General features: G+C 45.5%; 17 protein-coding genes and 1 tRNA gene. 17 read left to right on the top strand and 1 reads right to left on the bottom strand.

Annotated features, from left to right (window positions below):
- Positions 1–17: 17 nt before the first annotated feature.
- The 15 genes from HNR45_RS01220 (at position 18) to HNR45_RS01150 (ending at position 14,074) form a co-directional block, all read left to right on the top strand.
- Complete coding sequence (locus tag HNR45_RS01220) at positions 18–1,916, top strand: type I glutamate--ammonia ligase (RefSeq protein ID WP_036467471.1); 1,899 nt, start codon at positions 18–20, stop codon at positions 1,914–1,916.
- Between the two features lie 89 nt (positions 1,917–2,005).
- Positions 2,006–3,736 (top strand): ABC transporter ATP-binding protein, encoded by a 1,731-nt coding sequence (locus tag HNR45_RS01215; RefSeq protein WP_159821884.1) that lies wholly within the window; start codon positions 2,006–2,008, stop codon positions 3,734–3,736.
- Between the two features lie 3 nt (positions 3,737–3,739).
- On the top strand, positions 3,740–5,476 hold the full coding sequence (locus HNR45_RS01210) for an ABC transporter ATP-binding protein (RefSeq protein ID WP_159821886.1): 1,737 nt from the start codon (positions 3,740–3,742) through the stop codon (positions 5,474–5,476).
- Entirely contained in the window at positions 5,473–6,300 is an 828-nt protein-coding gene (locus HNR45_RS01205; protein ID WP_159821888.1) for a TrmH family RNA methyltransferase, read from the top strand. The genes HNR45_RS01210 and HNR45_RS01205 overlap by 4 nt, the downstream gene beginning before the upstream one ends.
- Complete coding sequence (gene larB, locus HNR45_RS01200; protein WP_159821890.1) at positions 6,257–7,015, top strand: nickel pincer cofactor biosynthesis protein LarB; 759 nt, start codon at positions 6,257–6,259, stop codon at positions 7,013–7,015. The genes HNR45_RS01205 and larB overlap by 44 nt, the downstream gene beginning before the upstream one ends.
- Positions 7,012–7,446 carry a nickel pincer cofactor biosynthesis protein LarC2 gene (gene larC2 / locus HNR45_RS01195; protein WP_024048947.1) on the top strand — a complete coding sequence of 145 codons (435 nt, stop codon included), beginning with the start codon at positions 7,012–7,014 and terminating at the stop codon, positions 7,444–7,446. Before larB ends, larC2 begins: the two co-directional genes overlap by 4 nt.
- Positions 7,436–8,374, top strand: a complete 939-nt coding sequence (locus HNR45_RS01190; protein ID WP_159821892.1) for a ribonuclease HIII — start codon at positions 7,436–7,438, stop codon at positions 8,372–8,374. Before larC2 ends, HNR45_RS01190 begins: the two co-directional genes overlap by 11 nt.
- 9 nt (positions 8,375–8,383) lie before the next feature.
- Positions 8,384–9,235 (top strand): ChbG/HpnK family deacetylase, encoded by an 852-nt coding sequence (locus HNR45_RS01185; protein ID WP_159821894.1) that lies wholly within the window; start codon positions 8,384–8,386, stop codon positions 9,233–9,235.
- A complete protein-coding gene (locus HNR45_RS01180; RefSeq protein ID WP_159821896.1) occupies positions 9,232–10,254 on the top strand; it encodes a lysylphosphatidylglycerol synthase transmembrane domain-containing protein in 1,023 nt (340 codons plus the stop codon). Before HNR45_RS01185 ends, HNR45_RS01180 begins: the two co-directional genes overlap by 4 nt.
- Positions 10,255–10,260: 6 nt before the next feature.
- The gene (locus tag HNR45_RS01175) at positions 10,261–10,710 is read left to right on the top strand and encodes an ACT domain-containing protein (protein ID WP_034436117.1); all 450 of its coding nucleotides are present in this window, start codon (positions 10,261–10,263) and stop codon (positions 10,708–10,710) included.
- Between the two features lie 10 nt (positions 10,711–10,720).
- Positions 10,721–12,031, top strand: coding sequence for a homoserine dehydrogenase (locus HNR45_RS01170; protein ID WP_159821898.1), 1,311 nt, complete (start codon positions 10,721–10,723; stop codon positions 12,029–12,031).
- Positions 12,018–12,935, top strand: a complete 918-nt coding sequence (thrB, locus tag HNR45_RS01165; RefSeq protein ID WP_159821900.1) for a homoserine kinase — start codon at positions 12,018–12,020, stop codon at positions 12,933–12,935. The genes HNR45_RS01170 and thrB overlap by 14 nt, the downstream gene beginning before the upstream one ends.
- Before the next feature lie 24 nt (positions 12,936–12,959).
- Positions 12,960–13,036 (top strand) — tRNA-Pro (locus HNR45_RS01160).
- A 113-nt stretch (positions 13,037–13,149) separates the two neighbouring features.
- Positions 13,150–13,554, top strand: a complete 405-nt coding sequence (gene ndk, locus HNR45_RS01155) for a nucleoside-diphosphate kinase (RefSeq protein WP_024049245.1) — start codon at positions 13,150–13,152, stop codon at positions 13,552–13,554.
- Positions 13,555–13,561: 7 nt separating this feature from the next.
- A complete protein-coding gene (locus HNR45_RS01150; protein ID WP_159822397.1) occupies positions 13,562–14,074 on the top strand; it encodes a cob(I)yrinic acid a,c-diamide adenosyltransferase in 513 nt (170 codons plus the stop codon).
- Between the two features lie 34 nt (positions 14,075–14,108).
- Here HNR45_RS01150 and HNR45_RS01145 read toward each other — a convergent pair whose 3' ends face one another.
- On the bottom strand, positions 14,109–14,477 hold the full coding sequence (locus HNR45_RS01145) for a hypothetical protein (RefSeq protein ID WP_034436127.1): 369 nt from the start codon (positions 14,475–14,477) through the stop codon (positions 14,109–14,111).
- A 74-nt stretch (positions 14,478–14,551) separates the two neighbouring features.
- Here HNR45_RS01145 and cobU point away from each other — a divergent pair, with 74 nt between their 5' ends.
- Positions 14,552–15,127 (top strand): bifunctional adenosylcobinamide kinase/adenosylcobinamide-phosphate guanylyltransferase, encoded by a 576-nt coding sequence (gene cobU / locus HNR45_RS01140; protein WP_024049242.1) that lies wholly within the window; start codon positions 14,552–14,554, stop codon positions 15,125–15,127.
- Between the two features lie 9 nt (positions 15,128–15,136).
- Positions 15,137–16,681, top strand: coding sequence for a cobyric acid synthase (locus HNR45_RS01135; RefSeq protein WP_034436130.1), 1,545 nt, complete (start codon positions 15,137–15,139; stop codon positions 16,679–16,681).
- The last annotated feature ends 1 nt before the right edge of the window (position 16,682 follow it).

Below are 16,682 nucleotides of genomic sequence, written 5' to 3'. Positions count from 1 at the left end.
GGAGGAACCAAATGAACATGTTACGTGATGAAGAACTTCTTTATGTCATTCCCGCAGGCAAATACGGTAAAGAAGGTGTACTTTCGTTATTAGCACAGTACCCTGAAATTCAATATGTTTCCATTGTCGGGATTGATATGGCCGGTAACGATACCGATGAACGTATTCCGATTGAATTGTTTTTTAAAAATTATAACGACTTTTTCTCCGGTGATGCAGTGCAAACCGATGGTTCATCGGTGGTTCTTCCCACGATTGCTACACTAAATAATGCCCGAATCGATATGATTGCCGACCCAGACGTAAATTGGGTGGTCGACTACAATTACGATCATTTGGATCCACAAACGGGAAAGCCGATCGGGACACTCCGCATTCCGGCTTTTTTGATCCACAATGGAGAAATGGTAGATGCCCGTTCGATCTTGAAACGCAGTATTGCGTATGTTGAACAGGAGATTTTAGAGTTACTTTCGACGCATACGGTTCCGGGGATGGAGCACGTTAATGTTAAAGAAATTGACGAACTTTTATTTACCACAGCGACCGAACTTGAATTTTGGGTAAAAACGCCGAGTCAGCCGATCGACAGCCGTGCATTATCGGTTTCGCAGCGCATGAAAGAGCAATACTGGCAACGAACCCATGGAGCGGTTCGCACTGCAATGGAAGAATCCATTGAGTTGTTGAAAAAATTAGGCTTGCAGCCTGAAATGGGTCATAAAGAAGTGGGCGGTGTAAAACCGCGCATTGATGACAACGGGCGCCTTATAAACATTTTGGAACAGTTGGAAATCGACTGGAAATTCTCGTCCAATCCACTGCAGACTGCTGATAACGAACTGGAAGCGCGTATTATTGTTCGTGAAACATTTCGCAAACACGGTTTAGAGGTCACTTTTAAAGCGAAACCGATCCACGGTGTTGCCGGCAGCGGTAAACATACACATATCGGACTGTCTGCAAAAATGAAATCGGGCAAAGTAATCAACTTATTTGCGCCGAAAGATATGAAAGAAGACTTTGTCAGCGTACTCGGTTACGGTGCGATCATGGGCATTTTGAAAAACTACGAAGCAATGAATCCGTTTATCAGCTCCACAACGGATGCGTTAAATCGTTTACAGCCGGGCTTTGAAGCACCGGTTTGTATTGTTACATCCCTTGGTCAGGCGCCGGCGATTCCGTCGCGAAATCGCACCATTTTAATCGGTTTAATCCGTGACCTTAAGAACCCGCTGGCCACTCGCTTTGAATTGCGTGCACCGAATCCGTACACGAATACATATACTTGCATTGCCTTGTGCTACCTCGCCGCACTGGACGGTATTAAATATGCGGTGAAGAGCGGTAAAACAACCGATGAGTTGTTGGCAGAATTGTCGAAAGCCCCGGGAGATGACGCCGATTACTTGGAAAAAGATCGGGCGTATCGCAGTGAAGAAGATGTCTTTGAAATGTTCACCGAAGAGGAACGTCAGCATCATTTCTCGCGTCCGCCGGCAACCGTTTGGGAAAATATCAAAATGTTGCGCGAGAATCCTGGTAAGCAGGAGGCGTTAGCGGCAGGAGATGCGTTCTCGAAGCGACTGATGGAATCGTTCTTGACCGGGGTCATCAACCGTTGGAAACTGGAATTGCACAATCGCATTATTGATGAAGCAATGTACCGTTTGTGTTCGTATAAAGAATTACCGGCGGATAATGAGTTGGATCGTAAGCGTTGGGAAGAAATTGTTTCCCGTCGTAATGAACTTGCGAAAGACGATATCGGAAAAAAGAGTATTTTTACACAAATTCGCTCGTTGTTGGTGGAAGGCGATTATGATCAGGCCTCTGCAATGCAGATTGAAATGGATAAAAAGTTGCAGGAGCTGGATGATCTTTACCATACGTACAAAGAAAATATTTTTTAGCATTAAAAAGAAGCCGGGGCAGCGCCTCGGCTTCTTTTTAATAGATGCATAAGGAATATGTTACAATAACTGTACGTAAGGAGTGAATAATGAATTATCGACAATTTTTCAAACGGTTTTTATGGCCGCATTTTCCGGTCTACTTTTTGGGTATTCTACTTTTAATTGCAGTAGATGTATTGCAATTATGGGTGCCCAAATTACTGGGGGCCGCGATAGATGATATCAGTTTAGGGAAGACACATCTTGCCAGCTATGTGGGCAATATTTTGCTGTTGGGGCTGGCAATTTTAGTGTGCAAATTTGGCTACCGCCTTTGCATTCTCGGTCAAATGCGCAAAAGTGAATATTTAATGCGGGATGCGATTGTCAAAAAATCCATCCGATTACCGGTGCAATTTTACGAAAAACATGGTCCCGGCAAAATCATGGCTTTACTTATCAATGACGTAACGTCGATCCGAATTGCATTCGGTTTAGGGATGCTGCTTTTGGTAGATGCGATCTTTTTAAACGGTTTGGCGCTTTGGATGATGGCAAGTCAAATCACATTAGCGCTGGCGGTGCGTGTTTTATTGCCGATGCCGTTAATTTTGCTGGCTGCAGTTTTGCTCGGACGTGTGGTGCGTAAACGGTTTCGTCATGTGCAGGACCTATTCAGTAATCTGACCGAATATACGCAAGAGCTGTTTCTCGGCTTGCCTATCATTAAAAGTCTTGTCGAAGAAGCATCCGTGGCACGATATTTTGCAACATTAAATGAAGAAAATATGCAGGGCAACTTATCACTTGCCCGCGTGCAAGCTGTATTTATACCGATGATGCGTATTTTACCGATGATTTGCTATGCAGTTTCACTTTTTATTTGTGGCAGACTGGTTATCAACGATGAAATTTCCGTCGGTGATTTTGTTGCTATTAACGGGTATATCGGTATGTTGATCATGGCCACGATGGGAGTCGGCGGCTTGATTGCAGTGATGAATCGGGCCTTGGGCTCATATGATCGTTTGCGCGAGTATTTTGAGTGGCCGGAAGAACAGGCAACGGATGACTGCGCGGACCATCGAGACAGTGTGCCTGCACAAGCAAAGGTTCGAGCAGAACATCTTACCTTTACCTATCCCGAAGCGGACACACCGGCGCTTTGCGATGTGAATCTAACTATTCCCGAAGGGGCATTTGTTGGGCTCGTCGGCGCACCGGGCAGCGGCAAGACTACATTTTTCAAATTGTTGCTTCGCTTGTACAATCCGCCGGCAGGTACGTTGTTTATTAATGACAAAGATGTGCGTTCGTACTGTTTAGAAGACCTGCGTGCGCTGAGCGGGTTTGTTCCGCAGGAGCAAATTCTTTTTTCAAAAACAGTGGCTGACAATATCACTTTCCCCGCACCCGCGCAGGAGCAGGATATGGATTATGTCCAACAGTTAATGGATGATACGGCGATTTCACTTTCTTTGCAGGATCGTTTACAGGGACCAAGCAGCAAATTGCAGGAAGCAGGTACGGATCTCTCCGGGGGACAACGGCAGCGTATCGGAATTGCTCGTGCTTTATACAAACGGGCACCCTTGTTGCTTTTGGATGACGTTTTTTCGGCACTCGATTTTCAAACGGCTGCGATGATTGAAGAAAGTATTTTAAAACTGCGTCGAAAATATACGATCCTTTTTATTTCCCAGCGCATTGATGCCTTGCGTGATGCCGATATTATCTTCGTTTTTAAAGATGGACACATCGTTGAACAGGGCACTCATGAGGAACTGTGGAATCGGCACGGCGAGTATTACGTTTTATATCATCAGCAGGAGGCATAAGCGATGGCGAATAAACAACGAAAAAATCGCCGCGATTTGAAGCAACTCCGGCTCTTATTTAATTATGCAAAACCGTATTACGGTTGGTGGGTATTGGCCGGAATACTGGTAGCGGTGACAGTGGGACTCGATCTGTTGCGTCCGTACCTATTGAAATACGCAATCAGCGATATATTTCCCGTGAAAGATCTTACCGCTTTATATCGGGTCGGTTGGTTGTATTTGACAACGGTATTTCTAAGCGTCGGACTTTTATATGCGTTGAATTTTTCTTTGCAATATGTTGGGCAAAATATTATTTATCGCATTCGTCAAAACGTTTTCGAACGCATTTTAGTGCAGTCGGAAAGTTCGCTGAAACGCTACAAAACCGGTAATTTAGTCACCAAGGTAACGAATGACACAGATGCGATTCGCGCTTTTTTTATCGAGGTTTTAATTCCTTTTTGCGGTGACTTTTTAATGATGGTCGGCATCATTGTAATTTTGCTGCAAATGCATATGCGCCTCGCCTTGGCATCTTTGACGGTAATGATTTTACTGGGAATTGCGGTATATATTTTCCGCCAATACAGCCGTCGAGCGTATCGCAAAGTGCGTTCCTGTATTTCTGTTTCCAACAGTTTTATTCAGGAAGCGATGAGCGGTATCATGATTGTCAAATCATACAATGCGGAAAAAGCAGTCATTAAAGAGTATGATACGATTAATCAGGCCTATGTCACGGCAGGAATTCAGGAGGTCCGTACATTTTCCGTCTTTCGACCGTTTGTCGATTTTACTTATTTTATTTGTGTAGTGCTGATTTTAGGTTATACCAATTTAGCCGTCGATATTACGGATGCGGCACTCGTGTTTGTTTTTATTCAGTATATTGAGAAGTTTTTTGCTCCGGTTCGCGGTATGGCAGAACGCTACAATACCTTGCAGTCTGCCTTGGCGGGGGTTGATCGCGTGGGCGAAATGTGGGAGCAAACGAGCGTGACGGAAATTGACGATCGCCCGGATTTTGAAGAGCCGTTCAGGTCTTTGGAGTTTGAGAATGTCTGGTTCCATTATGGTGACGAGGAAAAATGGGTGCTGAAAGATGTTTCCTTCTATGTCGATAATGGAGAGTTGGTGGGTATTGCCGGCACTTCAGGGGCAGGTAAAACGACAGTGATGTCGCTTGCATTGCGCATGTATATTCCGCAACGGGGGCGTATTCTTTTAAACGACAAACCGATTGAAGATTATTCGATCGCCTCCACTCGTACACTCTTGGGTTACGTTTTTCAAAATCAGCATTTGTTTAAAGGTACGGTGGCGGAAAATATCAGCTTACATAATCCGACGTTAACACCGGAGCGGATTATTCATGCTTTGCAAAAAGTAAATCTTTGGGATGAAATTCAACAACTACCGCAAGGTATTTATACCCAGGCGGGATATCTGGGAAGCTTTTTTTCGGCGGGAGAGCGACAGTTGTTATCGTTAGCTCGTGTGATGGCGCGACGGTATCCGGTGTTGGTTTTGGATGAAGCAACTGCGAATATGGATAGCGCTACGGAAGAAAGAATTCAAAAATCCCTAGCCGGTATTCGCGGTGAACGTACGATTCTTTTGATTGCACATCGCTTGTCGACGATTCGGAATGCGGATCGTATTTATGTATTTCGGGAAGGTCGGATTATTCAGACCGGCACCTATCAGGAATTGGCCAATACATCAGGATACTTTCGGGAGTTGTTGGAATCGTGAAAAAAGAAATTTCCAGCTTACAAAATCCGCATTGGAAACGGGTCTGTGCGCTATCACAACGTAAATATCGTGAGCAGCACGGTTCGTTTCTGGTAGAAGGCGTACGTGCTGTGGAGGTTATCTTGCAATCGGCCGGTTTGCAATATGAGATCTGGGCTACCGAGGCGGGGCTGCAGGCGAGCGGCCTTACCATAGCGGAAAAGGTGCCTCTTTTTATAGTGCCTTCGAAAATGTTCAAAGCACTCGCGCAAACGGAAGCCAGTCAGGAAATTGCCGCAGTTGTGAAAACAGCAAGTTTACCGAAGGAAACAGACATACAACCGGGTCCCATTGCAGTATTGTGCGGTGTGCAGGACCCCGGAAATGCGGGGACAATAGTTCGTCTTGCGGCAGCGGCGGAGTGTGCCGCCGTTTGGACAACGAAAGGTACTGTCGATTTATTTAACGATAAAGCGGTGCGCAGTTCCATGGGAACTATTTTACAAATTCCTGTGGTGCAGCAGATTATTCCGAAAGATTTATATGATGCGGCCCGCAAACGGCAGATGCCGCTTTGGGCTACCACACTTGGTGAAAGTGTATCGTATGAAATGATGCCTTCACAGCGCAATGTTTTTTGGCTTTTCGGTAACGAAGGTAAAGGCATTCCTGAAGAAATTTTACAGCAGGCCGATGCGCGTTTCCATATTCCGATATCGCCTACTGTAGAATCACTTAATGTAGCCATGGCGGCAGCGATTATTTTATTTCATCATCGCTTGGTGAGGGAAGGGACAGGCTATGACGGAACCTCTCGGGAATTGGCTAAAAGCATGGAAAAATAATGCTCTTGATTTGGCTGAATTGGAAAAAAACATTCGGGAGTATTATGGTTTTACGGATATTAATCGCCTTTGTTGGGATGATAATCGCGTTCAGCGACAGGGGTTTCCCGAGGTGGTATTGGCCAGCGGGAAAACGCAAGAACAGCTTACAGAGTTACTTTCATATGCAATAAATCAAAGCAAGCCCTTGCTTTTGACTCGATTGAGTAAGGAAATGGGCGAATATTTACATACACTCGCACCGCAAGCCAAATGGGACGAGATTGGACGTGTATTTTCGTACGGCCAATGTTCTCATCAAACCATACGCTCTTTCGTGGCGGTAGTAACCGCCGGTGCCGCGGATGAAAGTGTAGCTCGTGAAGCGGTGGCAACACTTGAGTTTTTAGGCATTCCCGTGAAAGCATATTACGATCGCGGTGTGGCGGGGATACATCGCTTGCTGGCGGTTTGTAAAGAACTGAAGGATGCACAAGTTTGCATTGCGATTGCCGGTATGGAGGGCGCACTCCCTACGGTGATAAGCGGATTAATTTCGGCTCCGGTGATCGGCGTGCCGACTTCGGCGGGGTACGGTGTCGCGCAAAACGGCATGACGGCTCTTTTCGGGATGCTTACCAGCTGTGCAGATAAAGTCGCAGTGGTAAATATTGATAACGGTTATGGTGCTGCTCGAGTAGCTGCAGCAATTTGCCGAGAAAAGGATCCGTCATGAAACAATTGGAGACTAATCTGGATGACATGACGCCGGAAACGCTTGCCTATGTGCAGGAACGACTTTTGGCGTCAGGTGCGTCGGATGTTTGGTATATCCCGATTGTTATGAAAAAAAGTCGTCCGGCAGTTACCTTGTGTGTACTTTGTGAGGAAAAGCAATCGCAAGCGCTGGTTGACTTCATCTTGCAGGAAACAACCAGTTGGGGAGTACGCGAATTTACGTGTGAGCGAACGGTTTTACCGACGCAAGAAACAGAGATTTTCTTATACGGTGAATCGGTGCGCGTGAAGTACGCTCGCGTAGGAAACGAGTATAAATGTAAGCCGGAGTATGAAGATTGTGCCCGTATTGCACGAGTGCAAAACATGCCGTTACGACAGGTGCAAGCGGAAGCGAAAATGAAAGGGGAAGATAGGCTTGCCAAATGAGTCGCCGGATGTTCTGCGTCAGAAATTGGCTCAGCGTCTGAAGCAATATGATATAATAATAACTAATACAAAAACGATCCCGTACGGTATCCAGTGGAAAGTTGTGCGCGCTGAAAAGACGGCAATTTTAAACACTTATCACGGTAAAAAAGGCTTCCGACTGGTGATCCAAACCAAGGATCCTGAATGGAAAGAAGAACTGGAGGCCCTGGCAACCAATCTTAATTCGTCCGGCGCGGAAGTAAAGAAAACCAAAGCGGCAACGGAAGATAGAAAAGTAATTGACACGTATGTGATCGGTTGTGATGAATCCGGTAAGGGGGATGTACTGGGACCGCTTGTTGTCGCAGCCGTGTACCTTACCAAAGATCAGGCTCGAGAAGTAGTATCATGGGGCGTTCGTGACAGTAAAGAACTGACCGATCTCCAAATTACGAAATTAGCGCAACGTTTTCTGGATCAATATGAGGATCAAGCTGAAGTCACAATACTTGTTCCGCAATTATATAATGAAAAATATGCCGCTTACCAAAAAAACGGCAAAAACTTGAATGATCTTTTGACTGATTTGCATTTCGCCAATATGAAAAAATTATTACAGTGTTTTCCTGCTGAGCAAATTATTTTGGATCGTTTCGCTCGCGAAGAACTAATGCAAAAAAAATGGGCGACGGCGCAAATTACCGTGCCTCTTTTGCAAACGCCTCGCGGCGAACGATACCCTGCGGTGGCAATGGCGTCTATCTTGGCCCGTGCCGCATTTGTAGATACGCTGGCAGAGTTGGGAAGAAAATATTATACGACACTTCCCAAGGGGGCGTCGTTTATGGTGCGCCGGTTCTTGGCAAGTTTTGCACAAAAACATGCACAAAAAGACTTACAAATGATCGGCAAATGGCACTTCTCAACGTTTGACCGTTATCGATAAGGAGCCAATATGAAATTTTTAATTGTGAATGCGGATGATTTCGGTTTACATCCGTCTGTCAATGAAGCGATTGCTCGTGGTTTTCAAAACGGGATTATAACCAGCACAACTTTATTAGCAGGCGGCGCCGCTTTTGAAGACGCAATCGCCGTAGCAGAAACGTTACCGCGACTCGGAGTGGGCATTCATACTGCGTTAGTCGGTGGGATAGACCCGGTGGCGGATCCGGCGGAAGTCAAAAGTTTGCTTGACGAAAACGGTAAATTATTGGCCGACTATGGTGAATTCATTCGCCGCGATTTGGCCGGAGAAATTGATTACAATGATGTGTATCGGGAGCTTTCAGCCCAATTTGCGAAAATTGCGGGAACAAAATTAACTATTACACATGTCGACGGACACCAGCATTTACATGTCTGGCCACGTGTCTTACCGATTGTGTTGACCTTATGTGAGAAATATCATATTCGTGCGATGCGCATTCCGGCCGAAAATATTCGCTACGGTAAACATCTTGCGGATTGGCGTCGCTTGTTTGGAAAAACGGGCCTTACCGTGTTAGCGAATCGGGCACGACGTAAAATACGTGCAGCCGGAATGGCGACGACCGAACATTTTTGGGGGATGATGGATGGCGGCCATTTGACGGAACGCAAATTGTTGCAACTTTTCCCGCAATTGCGAGATGGTTTCCATGAATTGATGTGCCATCCGGGCAGCAGCAACCTTCACCTGGGAGCTCAATATGGCTGGGAATATAACTGGGAAAAAGAGTACCAGGCGTTAACTTCGCCGAATGTTTATGAATTGTTGATGCATGAAGGCATTCACAGAATCAATTTTGGAGTGATCGGCGCATGAATCATACCGTCCGTAACGGTATTTTATTATTTGCACTGATTGCAATTGTGACCTTTTGCACGGTGTACTTTACCATCGACTTTACTACCTGGCACGCACTTACGTATTTTTCCGTTTCCAATATTATACTGGCGCTTGGAATTTGGAGTGTCGGTATGTATTTTGACGGTCTGCGTTTGCAACGTCTTGTGGCAATGAACGGTTATAAAGTGCGTCTGATCGGCATTATGCAGGTGATTTTCGGTAACTACTTTATGGGATTGCTGACCCCCGGCGCTGCCGGTGGTGCCATTGCACAAGTACTGATTTTGCGAAGCATCGGCGTACCGGTGGCTAAAAGCAGTATGATCGTTATCATCCGAACCATTTTTTCGATCCTGTTTTTAGTGTTTGCGTTACCGTTTGTCTTTTTCTTTGATCACTTGGACATTCCGTATATAGGTAACAGCACTTTGTTTTATATTGCGATAGCCTTTTTATTGGCTTGCTTATTCGGATTTTGGTTGTTCTCCGGTGCTTCTGGCAAAAAATGGACGTTTGTAATGCTACATACTTGCGGTTTTTCCAAGCAACGTATTCGAAAATTTTTACGTTTTTTGAATGACTTAACCGTTACTTTACAGATTATGAAAGATCGCCCATGGGATACACTTCTTGTGTTTCTTTATTCCGGACTTAGTTTGTGTTGTATTTACGGTGTTTTACCGGCTTTGCTTTGGAAAAGTAATACCGCAGTCAGCAACTTGTTCCTGTTAGGGCGTATGATCGTATTAAATTTTATGCTTTACTTCGCGCCGACGCCTGGGGGCACCGGTATTGCGGAAGGATTTTTTGTACTTTTATTTAAAGGGTACGTGCCTCGGGGTACGGTAGGTTTACTTGCCGTCATGTGGCGTTTCATAGCAGAATATATTCCATTCTTTTTAGGGATGTATTTTATGTTAACTTTGTTCGGGAAAAAATATTTGTTGGGTAAGACCCAAGATCCGGGACACTTACCCCAACGGTTGGAGGAGTAAAACGCAGTGGATAACTCAAAAGATACCCAGTTTTATTTGGTCGATGAACGTATATTGCCCGAAGCAATCAAAAAAACGATTCAAGTCAAAAACCTTCTCAGTAACGGCGAAGCAAAAACGATTCATCAAGCCGTGCAAATGGCGGATTTAAGTCGCAGCGCTTACTATAAGTATAAAGATCGTGTGGAACCCTTTTACGAGGCAATCCAGGGGCGAGTATTCAGCGTCTCCATTATGATTTCCCATGAGGCAGGGGTATTGTCTCGCGTATTGCAATTAATCGCACGGGAAAACGGAAGCATTATCACCATTAATCAGGGAATTCCACTCCAGGATATCGCCAATGTAACGATGTCATTTGAAACGAGGCATATGAAGATAAGCGTCGAGGATATTATCAAACGTATCGGTCGGATTAAAGGCGTCAAGGAAATAACTTTGATCGGGCACGAATAAGGAGGCTGCGATGGAATCAATATATATTGGTATTTTGGGACTGGGTACAGTAGGATCCGGCGTTTTAAATACCTTAGAAAAAAATCGTACGATCATTGAAGAAGATTTGGGCAGCCCGATTCGAATTAAACGTGCACTTGTCAAAAATGTTAATGGATACGGTCACTTAAATATTCCTTCCGATTTGACCATTACCGATGATATCAATGATATTTTGGACGATCCGGATATTTCTATTGTAGTGGAAGTAATGGGTGGGATTCATCCTGCCAAAGAGTTTATTTTGGAAGCCCTTCGACGCGGTAAAAGTGTAGTTAGTGCCAACAAAGACTTGGTGTCGCTGCACGGCCCTGAAATTGTCAAGACTGCCGTTGAAAACGCTGCGGACTTTATGTGTGAAGCAAGTGTCGGTGGCGGTATTCCGATTTTACTGCCGTTGCAAAAATCTCTGAAAGCAAATCAAATTACAGAAATTGTCGGAATCATCAACGGAACTACGAATTATATTCTTACTGAAATGACCGAAAAGAATATGTCGTACCGGGATGCGTTGACGAATGCGCAAAAGCTGGGGTTTGCCGAAGCGGATCCGACGGCAGATGTCGGCGGGTTTGATGCCGCCCGTAAAATTGCGATTTTAAGTTCCATCGGGTTCCGCGCTAATGTGACCAGCGACGACGTCTCTGTCGAAGGTATTGAAGCAATTGACAGTAAAGATATTCAGTTTGCTAAAGAATTCGGTTATGTCATTAAATTATTAGCTGTCGCTCGTCAACAACCAGAGGGCATTGCGGCGGCAGTATATCCAGCGTTTGTACCGCAAGATCATCCGCTGGCCGCGGTGCGCGGTGCGTATAACGCGGTCTACATTGTAGGCAATGCAGTCGATGACATTATGTTTTACGGCAAAGGCGCCGGTTCGTACCCGACGGCCAGTGCCGTATTGGGAGATGTGTTGGAAATTGCTGCTCATTTGCATCATCATACAACCGGCAAAAATGCGTGGCTGAAAGAGAATAATCCGGCACAGTTTATGGATCCCAACTTTGTACTATCATCGTACTATTTCCGTCTCATTGTTGATAATGCGCCCGGCGTTTTGTCGGAGATTTCGCAATGCTTTGCCCAAGACGGCGTGAGCATTAAAACGATGTGGCAACGAGGAAACTTGGAAGAGACAGCGGAAATTGTTATGGTTGTATATCCGGCAGGGGATACGGCTATTCAAAACGTACGGGCAAGGTTGCAAAATTTGAATTGCGTACGTGAAATTGCCAATGTTTTACGAGTGCTTGGGGAAAGCGGCAATGATGAACGTTAAAATTCGCATACCGGCGACGACGGCAAATCTCGGTTGCGGTTTTGATGTGTTCGGAATGGCACTGGACTTATACAATGAAGTTGCATTTATTCCCGGCGAGGAGACTCTTACCGGCGAAATACATGGGGAAGGAGCGGGTACGCTCATATTTAATGAGCAGAATCTTTTCTATAAGAGCATGAACTTTTTCGCCGCTCATTACGGAGTTGATTTACCCCATGGGCATCTGGTGATGAAGCATCGTATTCCCATGGCAAGAGGCTTGGGGAGTTCCTCGGCGGCGGTAGTAGGCGGAGTGTTTTTAGCCAATCAAATTACCGGTCTGCAGCGTTCAAAAGAAGAACTTTTGCCTCTGGTGGTGGAATTGGAAGGCCATCCTGATAATGTTACACCTTGCCTTTTAGGCGGCTTTTGTTCAGCGCATCATATTGATGCCGACTGGCAGATTTCGCAGTTCTCCGTGCCTTCCGACTGGCGTTTTGTAGTCGTATCGCCCCGCTCGGAAGTATCGACGCAAAAGGCTCGGGAGATTATGCCACAGACAGTTTCGTTGCAAGATGCGGTTCAAACCATTTCCGGAGCGGCTGCGTTGATCGGTGCATTGGTGAATCGGCGCCCTCAACTTTTACAAGCGGCATTTGCCGATCGTTTGCACGTACCGTACCGCCTGACGCTCATTCCGCATGGCAAAGAAGTACTGAAAGCTGCTTTGCAGGCAGGCGCGTATGCATCGACTATCAGTGGCTCAGGCAGTACTTTATTGGCGGTTAGCGATGAGAATCATGCCGCTGCCGTGGGAAAAGCTATGCAAATGGAATTTGGTGAAGAGGAAGCGGCGCAGGTGCATATCGTCACAGTTTGCGCCGACGGTGTAGCGTTGATTCCTCTTGACAAAGAGACGTAAAATTAATATTCTATAATAAGATGTCGGGACGTAGCTCAGTTTGGTAGAGCGCTACCTTGGGGTGGTAGAGGTCGCATGTTCAAATCATGTCGTTCCGACCACCTTAACTGGTCCCCTCCTTGTCAGAGGTACCGTGTCAAGGATACATCAGCCAAAGAGGACGGGCTAAGGTCTCTTTGGCTTTTATTTTTTGAACAAAAGGAGAATGATCTAAATGGAAAAAACATTAGTATTAGTAAAACCGGACGGAGTTCAGAAAAAAATCTGCGGCGAAGTGATCTCGCGTTTTGAACGTAAAGGCCTTTCGATCGATGCCATTCGCATGGAACAGATCTCGCCGGAATTAGCGAAAAAACATTATGCGGTACACGAAGGCAAACCGTTTTTTGACGGTTTGATTCAATTCATTACTTCGGGTCCGTTGCTGGCGATGGTAATCAGCGGTGAAAATGCTATTGCAGCCGTTCGCCAAATTAACGGTGCAACGAATCCGATCGAAGCGGTACCTGGCTCGATTCGCGGCGATTTCGCGACTTCGATTGATGAAAACATTGTGCATGCATCGGATGCTCCGGAAACGGCAGCACAGGAAATTGCACTCTGGTTCCCGGAACTGTAAGGAGGCTATTATGGCTAAGGTATACACAAAAACGGGTGATAAAGGGACGACGGCGTTATATACAGGCCAACGCGTTCCCAAATACAGCACTCGTGTCGAAACGTACGGGATTATCGATGAAGCACAGGCGGTTTTGGGCATGGCTCGCGCAGCGGCCCAACTGCAAGAAGTTAAAGATGATATTTACGCCCTGCAAAAAGATCTGTGGATACTGATGGCAGATACGGCCAGCCTTGGTAAAGATCCGGATATTACCGATGAGCGGGTCGAAGAATTGGAACAAATGATTGACAAGTACGATGCACGTCTGGAGCCTCTTACTAAATTTTTGGTTCCGGGTGAAACCGTGGCTGAAGCATTTCTGAACGTTGCCAGAACAGTAGTGCGTCGTGCGGAGCGCTCTTACTGGAAATTGCATACAGAAGAAGGCGAAGATGTTAACGAAGTCGATATTCGCTATTTAAATCGTCTTTCCGATGTATGCTATATTTTAGGACGTGCAGAGTCAGAATTGAAATAAAAAAACAACTCCCACAGGGAGTTGTTTTTTTATTTTATTTGTCATTTGCCGGTTTGCTGTTTTCCTGTTCTTTAAGTAAAGTTTCGGCCGGACTGGGATAGAAGAACAGGCAGTGTGTCGGTTGAAACTCTTCACTCGCCGATTTTTCCATAATGAAACGCGTAATTTGCTCTTCAAACGCTATAATATCTTGCGGTTTTATCACAGTATCTTCTACCAATACCGTGATATAATCTTTGACTTCCGGAGCGTTTTCGGGAACTTCTGCACGATCCAAAGGGATGCCCAGAATAATTCGGATCGTTGCGGCATACGCATCGTTCGCATCAAAAATAGTAGCGCGATACGTATGTTGCCATAGAGTGCGCATTAAATCTACGCGGTAGGTCTTGTTGTCTGCCATTAATTTCACCTCATTGATTTATTTTTATTATTATAGCCGATTTTACTTAAGATCGCCATAAAGGAGGAAGATGAGTGGGATCCATCACGATGATATTAGGCGGTGCCCGGAGCGGTAAAAGTGCTTATGCCGAAACAATTTTAGCGAAACATCCGGCAGTGAGCAAAGGTTATATAGCAACCGCCCGCGTTTGGGATGAAGAAATGGCTTTGCGGGTACGTTGGCACCGGGAACGTCGCCCCGATACATGGCAAACGTTTATGTATGATTCCCCTAAGTCAAAATCGTTAGCAGAGATCCTACAAGTTTGCGAAGTCTATCTGTTTGACTGTGTTACAATGTATGTAAATAATTTATTAATGGACCGTTTAACGGAAGAGGAGCTTACTCCCGGCAACAACATTTCAAAAGAACGCTTACAGATCGTCACGGAAGCAGTCGAGATGGAGATTCAAAAACTTATCGACACGATTGTTTCCAGTGACAAAGACTTTATTTTTGTTTCCGATGAATTAGGTCTGGGAATCGTGCCGGATAATCCGTTAAGCAGGGTCTATCGAGATTTAGTCGGTTTGGCCAATCAGCGTTTAGCTGCGCAAGCACAACGGGTTGAATTTGTGCTTTGCGGGATTCCGAAACGGATCAAATAAGGAGGACGCATGGCAAAAACAATTATGTTTCAAGGCACCAGCTCGCATGTGGGTAAAAGCATTTTAACGACAGCGTTGTGCCGTATTTTATTGCAAGACGGATATCGTGTGACACCATTTAAAGCACAGAATATGGCCTTGAATTCTTACGTTACGAAAGCCGGCGATGAGATCGGTCGCGCGCAAGTCGCACAAGCGGAAGCGGCAGGGATGGATCCCATCGTGCAAATGAATCCCGTGCTCTTAAAGCCATCCGGAAATCAGACGTCGCAAGTTGTCTTAATGGGGAAACCGGTTGGAGTTTACAGTGCACGTGAATATCATGAACACTACAGTCTGACTGCGTGGGATAAAGTCAAGGAAAGTATGGATTATCTGCGCAACCATTTTGATGTAGTAGTGATTGAAGGCGCGGGCAGTCCCGCCGAAGTGAACCTCAAAGCGACAGATATTGTCAATATGCGTGTAGCGTTGGAATTGGATGCGCCGGTTGTTCTCGTCGCCGATATCGATCGTGGCGGAGCGCTGGCTGCTGTGGTAGGCACTTTGGAATTATTGTCTTCGGAAGAACGTGCCCACGTAAAAGGTATTGTTATTAACAAGTTCCGTGGTGATATTAAGTTATTGGAGCCTGCCATCGATTTTTTGGAAGAGAAAACCAAAATTCCCGTGCTTGGAGTGGTGCCTTACCTGCAAGATTTGGGGATTGATAACGAAGATTCCGTATCCTTGGCAGACAAAAAGCTTTCAGCACAGGCAAAAGAACTTGAAATCGCAGTTTTACAAACACCGAAAATTTCCAATTTTACGGACTTTGACGTATTCAGTCATGAACCCGATGTAGAAGTGCGTTACGTTCGTCGCGGTGACAGTATCGGGCATCCGGATGTGATTATTTTACCGGGCAGCAAAAATACGACAGAAGATCTTTTGTATCTTCAACAGTTTGGTTATGTAGATGAAATTCGTCGTCTTGCTAAAGAAGGTACGCCTGTCATAGGAATTTGTGGCGGCTACCAAATGTTGGGCGAAGAGATTACGGATCCGCAACACGTCGAAAGTAAATACGACCGTATCGACGGAATCGGACTTTTACCACTTTCCACAGAAATGGCAGGAACTAAAACTACCAATCAGGTAAAATTCTCCTGTCGCGACTTTTCTTTTTTGGATCTACATGCGAATTGGGATGACCTTGCGGGCTACGAAATCCACATGGGAAAAAGTGTTTTTACCCATCATGATACGGCTGCTTTTCACATTACTGAACGCAGCCTGCATGAAGTTGATATCCAAGACGGCTTAGTAACCGCAGACGGTAATTGTTTCGGAACTTATATTCACGGTATTTTTGATAATGATGAGTTGCGTCGGGGTATTTTAAACGCATTACGAAAGAAAAAAGGTTTAGCGCCACTTCCGGTTCAATTTCGTTTACAGGAATATAAAGAATCCGAATATGACCGCTTGGCCGCCACAGTTCGCGAAGCATTGAATATGGATTTGGTGTATGAACTGCTGGAATTTGCACCAACGAAAAATCCCATAAAATGAC

It is taken from the genome of Negativicoccus succinicivorans (genome assembly GCF_014207605.1).
Classification (GTDB): Bacteria; Bacillota; Negativicutes; order Veillonellales; family Negativicoccaceae; genus Negativicoccus; species Negativicoccus succinicivorans.
Note: the sequence above shows the minus strand (reverse complement) of the source record. Positions and strands in the feature narration are given on the sequence as shown.

Bases quoted from the DNA above. Each gene is read 5' to 3' on its own strand.
- HNR45_RS01220 (WP_036467471.1), top strand. From the start codon at position 18: ATGTTACGTGATGAAGAACTTCTTTATGTCATTCCCGCAGGCAAATAC.
- HNR45_RS01215 (WP_159821884.1), top strand. From the start codon at position 2,006: ATGAATTATCGACAATTTTTCAAACGGTTTTTATGGCCGCATTTTCCG.
- HNR45_RS01210 (WP_159821886.1), top strand. From the start codon at position 3,740: ATGGCGAATAAACAACGAAAAAATCGCCGCGATTTGAAGCAACTCCGG.
- larB (WP_159821890.1), top strand. From the start codon at position 6,257: ATGACGGAACCTCTCGGGAATTGGCTAAAAGCATGGAAAAATAATGCT.
- larC2 (WP_024048947.1), top strand. From the start codon at position 7,012: ATGAAACAATTGGAGACTAATCTGGATGACATGACGCCGGAAACGCTT.
- HNR45_RS01185 (WP_159821894.1), top strand. From the start codon at position 8,384: ATGAAATTTTTAATTGTGAATGCGGATGATTTCGGTTTACATCCGTCT.
- HNR45_RS01180 (WP_159821896.1), top strand. From the start codon at position 9,232: ATGAATCATACCGTCCGTAACGGTATTTTATTATTTGCACTGATTGCA.
- HNR45_RS01170 (WP_159821898.1), top strand. From the start codon at position 10,721: ATGGAATCAATATATATTGGTATTTTGGGACTGGGTACAGTAGGATCC.
- thrB (WP_159821900.1), top strand. From the start codon at position 12,018: ATGATGAACGTTAAAATTCGCATACCGGCGACGACGGCAAATCTCGGT.
- ndk (WP_024049245.1), top strand. From the start codon at position 13,150: ATGGAAAAAACATTAGTATTAGTAAAACCGGACGGAGTTCAGAAAAAA.
- HNR45_RS01145 (WP_034436127.1), bottom strand. From the start codon at position 14,477: ATGGCAGACAACAAGACCTACCGCGTAGATTTAATGCGCACTCTATGG.
- HNR45_RS01135 (WP_034436130.1), top strand. From the start codon at position 15,137: ATGGCAAAAACAATTATGTTTCAAGGCACCAGCTCGCATGTGGGTAAA.